We start from the raw sequence: 12726 nt of genomic DNA, 5'->3' as shown, positions 1-12726 counted from the left end.
GGCTTCGCCACCGCACAATGGCGGCCGCTGTCACTTTTCCGGCACAGGCAGGACATTAGCATGTTCCGTCGGGTCTCGCCCGCGCAATTGCCGGAAAGGCTTAACCGCCGTTCGAGGCGACGGTCGCGCGATACTCGCCGACGGCCTTCGCGACGAGGCCGGCGACCTTCTTCTGCCAGGCCGGATCGATCAGCAGCTGCTCGTCCTCCTTGTTCGACATGAAGCCGAGTTCGAGAAGGATCGAGGGCACGTCGGGCGCCGTCAGCACGCGGAACCCGGCATGGCGGTGCGGGTTGTTGATCAACAGCACCTCGTTCTTGAAGGTACTGACGACGCTCTGCGCCAGATTGATCGAAAATGCCTGCGTCTCGCGGCGCGTCAGGTCGAGCAGGATGTCGGCAACCTCGGCCGGCTCGTCGACAAAGGCGATGCCGGCGATCTGATCGGACAGGTTTTCACGTTCGGCGAGGCTGGCGGCAAGGCTGTCGGACGCCTTGTCGGAGATCGTGTAGACCGTCGCGCCGCGCGTATCCTTCTGCTTCAGCGTATCGGCATGAATGGAGATGAGGAGGTTCGCGCCCTCGTTGCGGGCAAGCTGCACGCGCTGGGAAAGCGACAGGAACTCATCCTTGTCGCGGGTCAGGATCGCCTTGGTGTCCGGCAGCGCGTTGAGCGCATCGGCAAGCGCCCTGGCGAAAGCCAGCGTGACGTGTTTTTCCTCGGTCTTCGTCACGCCGCCGCGCGCGCCATTGTCGATACCGCCATGGCCCGCATCGACGGCAATGACGAAGGGCCCTTCAGAATTGCCGCCCGGCAGCATAACAGGCTTCTGTTCGACGTTTTCAGGCGCGGCCGCCTCCTGCCAGCTCTGCTTTTCCATCTGCGCCTGGAACGCCTCCTTCTTGACGATCGCGGCATCGATGACGAGACGGTAGCTCGCAGCCCCCTGCTCTTCCTGCACCTCGGCAAGCACCACGGTGATCGGCTTCTCCGCCGTCAGCACGATGCGCGAGCGTCCCTCAGCCATGGTGCCGTAGCGAATTTCCGAAAAGATGCCACGCGCTTCGAGCTGTTCCGGCTTGATGCCGAAATCCGTCTCCGGCAGATCGATCAGCACGCGGTAAGGGTTGGCGACATAATGGACTTTGAAGTCGGGCTTGCGGTCGAAATCGATGATCAGGCGCGTGCGGGCGTCGTCGCCGGCAATACGCGCGGAAAAAGCCAGGAGCGGCGCAGCCGTGGCGGACACGGCAAGAGCCGGCGCGGCAACGGCGAGTGCCAGCAAAACAGCGAACGCGCCCGTCGCGCGACGGAGTGATTTTTCCGAGAGAAGGCGTAGCATCACCACTGGCAGTCCGTTCAAACGCGTGAAAACCGCGCGGCGCGGCCGAGGACAGGCCTCATAGATGCCTCCATATGGTTAACCAAAGCTTGCCGGAAGGCGTGCCGCCACAACGCCCGACACATCATGGCAAATCCATCAAGATTATGACGCTTTTGGCTTTTCCCTTGCCATTGTGACATATCCGCCATAAAAGCAAAGTCAGGGAAAAAGACCAGACGGGATAGAATCGTCCTGGGCAGGCAGCCACTCCTTCGGGGCTTGGCGCCGGACCGGGGCCTCATCCGCCGTCACATACGCTTTTTCCCGGCCGAACAGATCGCGTAAACCGGCGGTGGCCGGAACAGTCAAGGTGGATTTCCACCAAACGCCCTTACCAAAGGGCAATTTCATCGGACCTTCAGGGTCTATGGCACTGGCATTCTCGTTGGACGTTGATGTTGACGCAGCGGACGCTTTCAGAGGGTAACAGGCACCGGGACGCTCGCGCTCCGGCCTTCCTCCGTCCGCTTACCCCTCACCGGGGCCTAACGGGAACTTACTTATCCGGCGCATCCCCCTCCTCCCCCGGCTCACCCGTTTCAGGGTACAGCTTGCCGCCAGGATTGCGGCTGCGCCGAGGAGCTCAATCTACATGGCAGAGAAAATGCTTATCGACGCGTCTCACTCCGAGGAGACGCGCGTCGTTGTCGTACGCGGAAACCGCATAGAAGAATTCGACTTCGAATCCGAACACAAGAAGCAGATCCGCGGCAATATCTACCTTGCCAAGGTCACGCGCGTCGAACCGTCGCTCCAGGCGGCCTTCGTCGATTACGGCGGCAACCGCCACGGCTTCCTGGCCTTCGCCGAAATCCATCCGGATTATTACCAGATCCCGCTGGCCGATCGTCAGGCCCTGCTGAGGGCGGAAGCCGAAGAGCACCGCCGCGACGACGATATCGAACATGTCGAGACGGCAAACGACCGTTCCGAGGCAAGCGAATCGCCGGCTGAAACGGAAACCGAAGTCGCAGTTGTCGCCGCCATTGAGGAAGTAGCGGTCGAAGCCGCTGCCGAACCCGAAGTCGTCGAGGCCTCCGCCGATCTCACTGCTGAAGAAGCACCGGCTGAAAAGCCGAAGAAGCCGCGCCGCACGCGCAAGGCCAAGGTGAAGACCGAGGACGCGCCGGCTGCTGAAGCGAACGAAGCAGCCGCTTCTGCCGAAGGCAGCGACGACGAAACGCCGGGCGGCGCGATGGCCATGGCCGTCGATACCGACGAAATCTCCGAGCCCTCCGACCGCAAGCGCAGCCGTCGTCGCGATGACGACGACGATGATGACGATCATCACGGCGAAGAAAAGGAAGTCATCGAATCCGTCGGCGCCGAAGACGCGATGGAAGAGGTTCCGGATCGCGTTCAGCGCAAGCCGCGCAAGCAGTACCGCATCCAGGAAGTCATCAAGCGCCGGCAGATCCTGCTCGTGCAGGTCGCCAAGGAAGAGCGCGGCAACAAGGGTGCGGCTCTCACCACCTATCTGTCGCTGGCCGGCCGCTACTCCGTCCTGATGCCGAATACGGCGCGTGGCGGCGGGATTTCCCGCAAGATCACCAACCTGCAGGACCGCAAGCGCCTGAAGGAAATCGCCCGCGACCTCGAAGTGCCGCAGGGCATGGGCGTCATCCTGCGCACCGCCGGTGCCAACCGCACCCGCGTCGAGGTCAAGCGCGACTTCGAATACCTGATGCGCCTGTGGGAAAACGTCCGCACGCTGACGCTGCAATCGACCGCGCCGACCCTCGTTTACGAGGAAGGCTCGCTCATCAAGCGCTCGATCCGCGACCTTTACAACAAGGACATCAGCGAGATCGTCGTCGCCGGTGAAGAAGGCTATCGTGAAGCCAAGGGCTTCATGAAGATGCTGATGCCGAGCCATGCGAAGGTCGTTCAGCCCTATCGCGACGTGCATCCCATCTTCTCGCGCTCGGGCATCGAAGCCCAGCTCGACCGCATGCTGCAGCCGCAGGTGACGCTGAAGTCCGGCGGTTACATCATCATCAACCAGACCGAAGCGCTCGTTTCGATCGACGTCAATTCCGGCCGTTCGACGCGTGAACACTCGATCGAGGAGACCGCTCTCCAGACGAACCTGGAAGCCGCGGAAGAAGTGGCGCGCCAGCTGCGCCTGCGCGACCTCGCCGGTCTCGTCGTCATCGACTTCATCGACATGGAGGAGAAGCGCAACAACCGTTCGGTCGAGAAGCGTCTGAAGGACCATCTCAAGAACGACCGCGCACGCATCCAGGTCGGCCGCATCTCGCATTTCGGCCTGCTCGAAATGTCGCGCCAGCGCATCCGCGCCTCGGTTCTCGAATCGACCATGCAGGTCTGCTCGCACTGCAACGGCACGGGCCATGTGCGCTCGCAGTCGTCGGTGGCGCTGCATGTACTGCGCGGCATCGAGGAATATCTCCTCAAGAACACCACGCACAATATCAGCGTCCGCACGACGCCCGACATCGCGCTCTACCTGCTCAACCACAAGCGCGGCACGATCATCGATTATGAAGGCCGCTTCGGCGTCGCCATCATCATCGAGGCCGATGCCCATGTCGGCGCGCAGCATTTTGCGATCGATCGTGGCGAAGCCGTCGAGAACCCGGTCAAGATCGAACAGATCCTGCATTTCGAGCCGGAGCCCGAAGACGACGACGTCGTGATCGAGGACGAGATCGACGAAGAAGAGGAAGAAGCAGCACGTCCGGCCGCGGCTGCGCCGGCTGCCCAGACCTCCGCCTCTTCGGATGAGAACGGCCGCAACAACAAGCGCAAGCGCCGCCGTCGTCGCCGTGGCCGTGGCCGCGATGGCGAAGGTGCCGACACCGCCTCCTTCGGTGGCGAACAGGCCGGCGACGAAGATGCCCTTGAAGAAGACGATGTCGATGCAGAGGGCGACGACGGTGCTGAAGCGCCGAAGTCTGCCGAAGCCTCTGATGATGCCGGCGATCGCCGCAAGCGTCGCCGCCGTGGCAAGCGTGGCGGCCGTCGCAATCGTCCAGAAGACGGTGCTGTCGAAGCATCGGGTGAAGGCGATGACGATGGTGACGAGGGCGAAGCCGAAGAGAGCGTCGCCGTTGAAGCCGAGGTAGCGGAAGTCGCTGTCGTCGCTGAGGAAACCCCGGTCGAAGCCGTTGCCGAAGAGGCGCCGGCCAAGCCGAAGCGCGCCCGCAAGAGCCGCGCCAAGGCCGTCGCCGAAGAGGTGACGACCGACGAAGCGGCCCGCGTGGAAATCGAAGCGCAGCCGGCAGCCGTTGTGGAAGAAACGACGCCGGTCGAACCGGCCGTCGAGGAAGCCGCCGCCGATCTCGAAGACGCCGCCAAGCCCGCTCGTGGCAACCGCGACATCAACAAGATCGCATCCGAACCGGTGGTGAAGTCGTCCACGACGAAGGAAGCCGCTGCGGAAGAAGAGGCCGACAAACCCAAGAAGGGCGGCTGGTGGCAGCGCCGCGGCTTCTTCTGAGCAACGGCTTGCGTTGCAGAATTCGAAAGGCCCGGTTTTACCGGGCCTTTTTCGTTTGCGCGGGAATCGGGTGGTTGCCCGGTCGGCCTTCTGCGACATCGGCGGTCGTCAGAAACCAGCAAGGAGACATCCATGACCCGCCTAGACAACAAGGTCGCCATCATTACCGGCGCCAGCTCCGGCATCGGCCGCGCGGCCGCCCTGCTCTTCGCCCGCCACGGCGCGAAGGTCGTCCTGTCCGCCCGCGGTCGGGAACGGCTCGATGACGTGGCAAATGAGATCCGTGCGGAAGGCGGTGCCGTGATCGCCCTGCCCGGCGATGTCGGCGAGGAGACGCATCACCGGGCACTGGTCGAGGCGGCGCAAGCGGAATTCGGCGGCGTCGACATCGCCTTCAACAATGCCGGCACGACCGGTCCGGTCGGACCGCTACCGGCGCTTTCCGGGCAGGAATGGCAGGATGTGCTGACCGTCAATCTGACGAGCGGTTTTCTGGCCGCAAAATACCAGCTACCGGCGATGGAAGCGCGCGGCGGCGGCAGCCTCGTCTTCACCTCCACCTTTGTCGGCTACACGGCAGGCTTTCCGGGCCTTGCCGCTTATGCCGCCTCGAAGTCCGGTCTCGTCGGCCTCGTGCAGGTGCTTGCATCGGAATATGGCCCGAAGGGCATTCGCGTGAATGCGCTGTTGCCGGGCGCGACGGACACACCAATGGGGCGGCACGTTGCGAATACACCGGAAGCCCGGCAGTTCGTCGCCGGGCTCAACGCCTTCAAGCGCATCGCAGCGCCGGAAGAAATCGCGGAAGCCGCTCTCTTCCTCTGCTCAGACGCATCGAGCTTCACCACCGGCACGGCCATGCTGGTCGATGGCGGTGTGTCGATCAACAGGGTCTGAGAAAGCGATTCAGGTCTCTGACAGATCGATTCCGTTTCCCGCTGCAAGGCGCTGAAACGGAATCGCTTTTCGGTCTCAGGCCAGCCAGCGCGCGAGGCGGTCGACCGCCTCGTTCATCTCCTCGAAGGAGCCGGCATAGGAGAAGCGCATCGTGTGGTGGCCATCCCTGGGGTCGAAGTCGATGCCGGGCGTGGCCGCCACATCCGTCTCGGCCAGCATGCGGCGGGCAAAAGCCATACTGTCATTTGTGAAGCGGCTGACATCGACATAGGCATAGAAGGCGCCATCCATCGGTGACGCGATGAGAAGGCCGATTTCCGGCAGACGCTTCACCAGGAAATCGCGGTTCACACGGTAGGCGTCGCGATAGACGTTCAGCTCCGCCTCGGCGCCAAGCGCCGCCTCCGCTGCGATCTGCGACAGTTCCGGCGCGGAGATGTAAAGGCTCTGGGCGATGCGCTCGACGGGGCGCACCAGCTTTTCCGGCAGCACCATCCAGCCGATGCGCCAGCCGGTCATGCAATAATATTTCGAGAACGAGTTGATGATCACAGCTTCGTCGCCGAATTCGAGCGCCGTAGCCTCTTCGCCGACGAAGGTCAGGCCGTGGTAGATTTCGTCGGAGATGAAGGCGATGTTATTGTCGCGGCAATAGGCTGAGAGGGCTGCGAGGTTTTCGCGGCCTGTGACGGTCCCGGTCGGATTGGCGGGGCTGGCGAGCAGCACGCCATCGATCTTGCCGGCAGCATCCAGCGCCTGCGGCGTCAGGGTAAAGCCGTTTTCGGCATTCACCTTGATCTCGACCGTCTCGATGCCGAGCGCCGCGAGAATGTTGCGATAGGCCGGATAACCGGGACGCGCGATGGCGACGCGGTCGCCGGCATCAAAGAGCGCGAGGAAGGCCAGATTAAAGCCCGCCGACGAGCCCGTCGTGATGGCGATGCGGCCGGGATCGACGGACACGCCGTGATGGCTCCGGTAGAAATTCGAAATGGCCTGGCGCAGCGACAAGAGACCGAGCGCATCTGTATAGCCGATACGGCCGATCTCCAGCGCCTTGCGCGCGGCCTCGCGGGCGGCTTCGGGGGCCGGATGCACGGGCTGGCCGACGGCCATGGAAATCACCGGTCGTCCGGCGGCGCGGCTCTTCGTCGCCTCGGCGAGCACGTCCATGGCGTGAAAGGGTTCGACGGCGCCGCGGCGGGAAAGTTTCATGGGGCTTGTCTTCCGGTTTCTGGGTTGTGGTCTTCCTGCCGCAAGATGCCAGCCTTCACAATCCCGCGAGGGCCGAAAATCCGCCGCTTTTTCCCTATCGTTTGCGCCTTACCACTCATAAGGTCGTTGAAAGCGCCCACCCCGCATTGACGCGGTGGCGCCGGCAATGGCACTTCTGCGGCGCATCACGACGAGGACAGCACAGACATGACATTCAAGACGAAGCTTGCGGCCACCGTGGCTCTTCTTTTCGCGGCCGCAGCGCCCCTTCCCGCTCTCGCTCTCGACGATGCGCAGAAGAAAGAGATCGGCGAATTCATCAAGGAATATCTCGTCGAGAATCCGGAAATCCTGCTCGACGTGCAGGAAGCGCTGCAAAAGAAGCAGGAAGAGCAGCAGCAGGCCAAGGCCAAGTCGGCCATCACCGACAACGAAAAGGCGATCTACAACTCGCCCTACGATATCGCGCTCGGTAACCCGGATGGCGACGTCACCATTGTCGAGTTCTTCGATTACAACTGCGGCTACTGCAAGCGTGCCCTCTCCGACATGGATGACATCCTGAAGGAGGACAAGAACGTCCGCTTCGTCCTGAAGGAACTGCCGATCCTCGGTCCCGATTCGCTCGCCGCCCACAAGGTGAGCGCCGCCTTCCGCGATCTCGCGCCGGAAAAATACGGAGAGTTCCACCGCACGCTGCTCGGAACCGAAGGACGCGCGACGGAAGAAAGCGCCATTGCGCTCGCCTCCACCATGGGTGTTTCGGAAGCCGACATCCGCAAGACTATGACTGAAAAGCCGCACGACGACGCCGTGCGCGAAGCCTATTCGCTGGCAAACGACCTGGGCATCACCGGCACGCCGTCCTACGTTCTCGGCAACGAGATGGTGTTCGGCGCCGTCGGTGCGGATGATCTTCGGGCGAAGATTGCCAATGTCCGCGCCTGCGGCAAGGCAAGCTGCTCGTAACCGCCATCTTCTTGCCATGCTGGCCTGTTCAGGCCTTGCTGCTTGTGGACACGCCCTCATGACCGGAAAACCCCAGTACCTTGGGGCTTTCCTCACGGAAACCGCCGGTCTATAGGTAGTCCTTCATCCAGCATGCGGAATTGCGAATGGCTTTACCCCTTTTCGTGCTCAACGGCCCCAACCTGAACGCCCTCGGCAAGCGCGAGCCCGGTATCTATGGCGGCCAGACGCTCGCCGATATCGAAGTGCTGTGCAAGACAGAGGGCGAGAAGCTGGGTTTTGCCGTCGATTTCCGCCAATCGAACCACGAAGGCGATCTGGTCGACTGGATCCACGAGGCCGGCGACGTCGCTGCCGGCATCGCCATCAACGCCGGTGCCTATACCCACACCTCGATCGCCCTGCATGACGCCATCCGCGCCATCAAGATCCCGGTGGTCGAACTGCACCTTTCCAACGTGCATGCCCGCGAGGAATTCCGCCACAAATCGATGATCGCGCCCGCCGTGAAGGGTGTCATCTGCGGTTTTGGCGCGCAGAGCTATGTCCTCGCACTGCATGCGCTTTCATCCATCACGACATAAGAAGAACCAGAGGCTCAATCCCATGGCTGACAAGAAACACGGCATCGATCAGGCTCTGATCCGCGATCTCGCCAACATCCTCAACGAGACGGACCTGACCGAGATCGAAGTGGAGCAGGACGACCTGCGCATCCGCGTCTCGCGCGCCGGCACGCCGCAATACGTCCAGGCGCCGATCGCAGCGGCCGCTCCGGCCTTCGCCGCACCGGCGGCTGTCACCGCCACCGCAGCGGTTGCTGCTGCCCCCGCTGACGCGCGCAACAACAAGAACGCCGTGACGGCGCCGATGGTGGGCACCGCCTACCTGTCGCCCGCTCCGGGTGCACGCGCCTTCATCGAAGTCGGCGCGACGGTCAAGGAAGGCCAGACCATCCTGATCATCGAAGCCATGAAGACGATGAACCAGATCCCCGCGCCGCGCTCGGGCAAGGTCACCGAAATTCTCGTGTCGGACGCAAGCCCGGTCGAATACGGCGAACCGCTTGTCATCATCGAATAAGGCGGGTCCCATGATCTCCAAAGTCCTCATTGCCAACCGCGGCGAAATCGCCCTTCGCGTCCTTCGGGCGTGCAAGGAGCTCGGCATCGCCACGGTCGCCGTGCATTCGACGGCCGATGCCGACGCCATGCATGTGCGCCTTGCCGACGAGAGCGTCTGCATCGGCCCGCCGCCGTCGCGCGAGAGCTACCTGAACATTCATCAGATCGTCGCCGCCTGCGAGATCACCGGCGCCGACGCCGTGCATCCCGGCTACGGCTTCCTGTCGGAGAATGCCAAGTTCGCGGAAATCCTCGACGCGCACGGCATCACCTTCATCGGCCCGACGGCGGAACACATCCGCATCATGGGCGACAAGATCACCGCCAAGCAGACGGCGCAGGAACTCGGCATTCCCGTCGTTCCCGGCTCCGACGGCGAAGTGAAGCCCGAGGACGCGCTGGAAATCGCTCGGCAGATCGGCTTCCCGGTCCTCATCAAGGCCACCGCCGGCGGCGGCGGCCGCGGCATGAAGGTCGCCAAGACCGAGGCCGACCTTGAAGAGGCCGTCTCGACCGCCCGTTCCGAAGCGCTCGCCGCCTTCGGCAACGACGCCGTCTATATGGAAAAGTACCTCGGCAAGCCGCGTCATATCGAAATCCAGGTCATGGGCGACGGCATGGGCAATGCGGTGCATATGGGCGAGCGCGACTGCTCGCTTCAGCGCCGCCACCAAAAGGTCTGGGAAGAAGCCAATTCCCCGGCGCTCAATGTCGAACAGCGCATGAAGATCGGTCAGATTTGCGCCGACGCCATGAAGAAGCTGAAATACCGCGGCGCCGGTACGGTCGAATTCCTCTACGAAAACGGCGAGTTCTATTTCATCGAAATGAACACCCGTCTTCAGGTGGAGCACACGATCACCGAAGCCATCACCGGCATCGACCTCGTGCACGAGCAGATCCGCGTTGCCTCCGGCGGCGGCCTGTCGGTGCGCCAGGAAGACATCGTCTTCTCGGGCCATGCCATCGAGTGCCGCATCAATGCCGAGGATCCGCGCACCTTCGTTCCCTCCCCGGGCACGATCACGCATTTCCATGCACCGGGTGGTCTCGGCGTTCGCGTCGATTCGGGCGCCTATCAGGGCTACAAGATCCCGCCCTACTACGACAGCCTGATCGGCAAGCTCATCGTGCACGGCCGCACCCGCGTCGAATGCATGATGCGCCTGCGCCGCGTGCTCGACGAGTTCGTCATCGACGGCATCAAGACGACGCTGCCACTGTTCCAGGACCTCATCGGCAACCAGGACATCGCAAACGGCGACTATGACATCCACTGGCTGGAAAATTACCTAGCCAGCAAGACCGACGCCTGAGGCGGCGTCGGTCATGGCAGGGCGGCGCAGCCGGCACCCGGAAATAACCCCGGAACTGCTTCTGCGCGCCTATTCCATCGGGCTCTTTCCGATGGCCGATTCGGCCGACGACCCGGAACTCTTCTGGGTCGAGCCGGACATGCGGGGCGTGATCCCGCTCGATGACTTCCACGTCTCGCGCAGCCTCGCCAAGACGATCCGCCAAAAACCCTTCGACATCCGTTTCGATACCGCCTTCGACGCCGTGGTCGCCGCCTGCGCTGAAGCCGCACCCGACCGGCCATCGACCTGGATCAACGCCAAGATCAAATCGCTCTATGGCACGCTCCACCGCATGGGCCATGCGCATTCCGTGGAAGCCTGGGATGGCGAAACGCTCGTCGGCGGCCTCTACGGCGTCTCGCTGGGGGCAGCCTTCTTCGGCGAAAGCATGTTTTCCCGCCGCACGAACGCATCAAAGATCTGCCTCGTGCATCTCGTGGAGCGCCTGAAAACCCACGGCTTCCGCCTGCTCGATACGCAGTTCACGACGGAGCACCTGAAGACATTCGGTGCGATCGATGTGCCGAAGATCGAGTATGAGGACATGCTGGCCAACGCGCTGGCGTCACCGCATCTGCCGTTTTAATCTTAATCTTGAGAGCATTCCGCCTGACGCTGATCAGGATCGAAAATGTATTTGCCCGAACTGGTGTCGGCACAACGGTCGATATGATCGTTTATGTGAGACAACGCCACGAGAGCGACGCCGACGAAAACAACAAAAACAACGGCAAAAGCGATCAAACCATATCGAATGATCTTTAGCACGGTTAGCCGTCTTCCGGCGGCGGCACGTCCGATTTGCCTTTGCACTCGACGAGCCAGACGTCATAGACGGGGTGCTCGACGGCGTTGAGGCCGGGGCTGTCGGCGAACATCCAGCCGGTGAAGATGCGGCGGATTTTCCGGTCGAGGGTGATTTCGTCGACTTCGACGAAGGACGTAACCTTCTGGGCTTCGGTATCGTCACGGCTGTAGCAGACCTTCGGCGTCACCTGCAGTGCGCCGAACTGGACGGTCTCGCCGATATAGACGTCGAAATTGGTGATGCGGCCGGTGATCTTGTCAATGCCGGAGAAAGCGGCGACCGGATTTTCGACGCGGGCGGCCTCGGACGAAACGGGCGCCATGGCAAGGCCGGCAGCCGCAGCTGCAAGCACACCCGCCAGGAACCGCCGTCCGGCGTTCACCTTCGAAAATCCTGATGTCATGAAGCCGTCTCCTGCGATCTGAACCGGCATCGCCGATTGCTTGGAGCTACCGGCGAAATGTGGCCAAATCGGTATCAGTTGCCCGGCGTCCAGGCATCATAATCGCCCGTCACGCGCGGACGCTCGCCGGCAACCGCGATCGAACCCGGCGGACGGTAGGCCTGCGCCGTGCCGGTGCCGTTCGGGCGGTGCGGCTTCTGCCACTCACGTGCCTGATACTTTTCGTCGGCCGGGGAAACATCCGTACGGTGGTGCATCCAGCCGTGCCAGCCCGGCGGGATAGCGGAGGCATCGGCATAGCCGTTATAGATCACCCAGCGGCGCGTGCGGCCCTCGGAATCCTTGCCGCCACCCTGATAATAGGTGTTGCCGAGTTCGTCCTGGCCGACCTTGGTGCCGAAACGCCAGGTGTGAAAACGGGTGCCGATCGTCTGACCGTTCCACCAGGTGAAAATCTGCTTGAGAAGGCTCATGGGCTGGCGTCCTTGGCAGGGCCACGCTTGGGATGTGGCCCGAGACTGAATATTTCTTCCGCTTATGGCGCGGCGGGTGCCGAATGTCCAGCGATTCCCGCGCCTTCGCCCACGGCTTTTCGCCGCGGTTCAGCCGCCAAGCGGCTTCTCGTAGACATCCAGCGGCACGCCGGAAACGCTGTCGGCCGTATGCCTGGCCTCGCCGACCTTGATAAAACCGTGCGCCTGATAGAAGGCCACTGCGGCGTCATTGCGCGGGTCGACCTCCAGCAGCATGGCGTTCGCGTCGGGAAAGCAGGTTTCGAGTTCGGCGAACATGTCGCGACCGATGCCCTGCCGCTGATGGCGCGGCAGCACATAGAGATTGTGCAGGAAGGCTTTCTTCGGTCGATCCTTCGACATGGCGACATAGCCCATGCCGGCCAGTTCCCGCCCATTGTCGGCGACGACGAACTCGCTGTCCTTACGCTCGAGCTTCGCCTTCAGCGCCGGCACCGAATGCCAACGCGCGGTGATCTCGTTTACCTTGTCGATCCCGTAGAGCATGTCATAGGTCGCATGCCACGTCTCGGCCAGCAGCGCGCTGACTTTCGCCAGATCGCGCTCGGAGGCCGTGCGGACGAAGTACACGG

13 protein-coding genes are annotated in these 12726 nt (G+C 62.6%); 7 read left to right on the top strand and 6 right to left on the bottom strand.

Going from position 1 to position 12726, the window contains the following annotated elements; genetic code table 11:
• Window positions 1–100 precede the first annotated feature (100 nt).
• Window positions 101–1342 carry an N-acetylmuramoyl-L-alanine amidase gene (locus tag MUU55_RS10570; protein ID WP_244760918.1) on the bottom strand — a complete coding sequence of 414 codons (1242 nt, stop codon included), beginning with the start codon at window positions 1340–1342 and terminating at the stop codon, window positions 101–103.
• 634 nt (window positions 1343–1976) lie between these two features.
• Here MUU55_RS10570 and MUU55_RS10565 point away from each other — a divergent pair.
• The gene (locus MUU55_RS10565) at window positions 1977–4847 is read left to right on the top strand and encodes an Rne/Rng family ribonuclease (RefSeq protein WP_244760714.1); all 2871 of its coding nucleotides are present in this window, start codon (window positions 1977–1979) and stop codon (window positions 4845–4847) included.
• Window positions 4848–4979: 132 nt separating this feature from the next.
• Window positions 4980–5744, top strand: a complete 765-nt coding sequence (locus MUU55_RS10560; protein WP_244760713.1) for an SDR family oxidoreductase — start codon at window positions 4980–4982, stop codon at window positions 5742–5744.
• Window positions 5745–5819: 75 nt separating this feature from the next.
• Here MUU55_RS10560 and MUU55_RS10555 read toward each other — a convergent pair whose 3' ends face one another.
• Window positions 5820–6959, bottom strand: a complete 1140-nt coding sequence (locus tag MUU55_RS10555; protein ID WP_244760712.1) for a pyridoxal phosphate-dependent aminotransferase — start codon at window positions 6957–6959, stop codon at window positions 5820–5822.
• A gap of 207 nt (window positions 6960–7166) precedes the next feature.
• On the opposite strand from MUU55_RS10555, the gene MUU55_RS10550 reads away from it, so the two are divergent.
• The 5 genes from MUU55_RS10550 (at window position 7167) to aat (ending at window position 10996) form a co-directional block, all read left to right on the top strand.
• Window positions 7167–7928, top strand: a complete 762-nt coding sequence (locus tag MUU55_RS10550) for a DsbA family protein (protein ID WP_244760711.1) — start codon at window positions 7167–7169, stop codon at window positions 7926–7928.
• A 146-nt stretch (window positions 7929–8074) separates the two neighbouring features.
• The gene (aroQ, locus tag MUU55_RS10545; protein ID WP_244760710.1) at window positions 8075–8512 is read left to right on the top strand and encodes a type II 3-dehydroquinate dehydratase; all 438 of its coding nucleotides are present in this window, start codon (window positions 8075–8077) and stop codon (window positions 8510–8512) included.
• Window positions 8513–8534: 22 nt separating this feature from the next.
• A complete protein-coding gene (gene accB, locus MUU55_RS10540; RefSeq protein WP_244760709.1) occupies window positions 8535–9011 on the top strand; it encodes an acetyl-CoA carboxylase biotin carboxyl carrier protein in 477 nt (158 codons plus the stop codon).
• A 10-nt stretch (window positions 9012–9021) separates the two neighbouring features.
• Window positions 9022–10368: an acetyl-CoA carboxylase biotin carboxylase subunit gene (accC, locus tag MUU55_RS10535; protein WP_244760708.1), complete on the top strand. Its 1347-nt coding sequence runs from the start codon at window positions 9022–9024 to the stop codon at window positions 10366–10368.
• A 13-nt stretch (window positions 10369–10381) separates the two neighbouring features.
• Window positions 10382–10996: a leucyl/phenylalanyl-tRNA--protein transferase gene (aat, locus tag MUU55_RS10530; RefSeq protein WP_244760707.1), complete on the top strand. Its 615-nt coding sequence runs from the start codon at window positions 10382–10384 to the stop codon at window positions 10994–10996.
• A 2-nt stretch (window positions 10997–10998) separates the two neighbouring features.
• Here aat and MUU55_RS10525 read toward each other — a convergent pair whose 3' ends face one another.
• From MUU55_RS10525 to MUU55_RS10510, 4 genes are all read right to left on the bottom strand, one after another.
• Window positions 10999–11178 carry a hypothetical protein gene (locus MUU55_RS10525; RefSeq protein ID WP_244760706.1) on the bottom strand — a complete coding sequence of 60 codons (180 nt, stop codon included), beginning with the start codon at window positions 11176–11178 and terminating at the stop codon, window positions 10999–11001.
• Window positions 11179–11180: 2 nt separating this feature from the next.
• The gene (locus MUU55_RS10520; RefSeq protein WP_425314162.1) at window positions 11181–11621 is read right to left on the bottom strand and encodes a DUF2155 domain-containing protein; all 441 of its coding nucleotides are present in this window, start codon (window positions 11619–11621) and stop codon (window positions 11181–11183) included.
• 74 nt (window positions 11622–11695) lie between these two features.
• The gene (locus MUU55_RS10515; RefSeq protein WP_244760705.1) at window positions 11696–12094 is read right to left on the bottom strand and encodes an NADH:ubiquinone oxidoreductase subunit NDUFA12; all 399 of its coding nucleotides are present in this window, start codon (window positions 12092–12094) and stop codon (window positions 11696–11698) included.
• A gap of 129 nt (window positions 12095–12223) precedes the next feature.
• Entirely contained in the window at window positions 12224–12724 is a 501-nt protein-coding gene (locus tag MUU55_RS10510) for a GNAT family N-acetyltransferase (RefSeq protein ID WP_244760704.1), read from the bottom strand.
• Between the last annotated feature and the right edge of the window lie 2 nt (window positions 12725–12726).

The sequence above is a fragment of the Shinella curvata genome (genome assembly GCF_022899935.1).
GTDB lineage: Bacteria > Pseudomonadota > Alphaproteobacteria > Rhizobiales > Rhizobiaceae > Shinella > Shinella curvata.
This window is presented reverse-complemented; position numbering and strand designations above follow the sequence as displayed.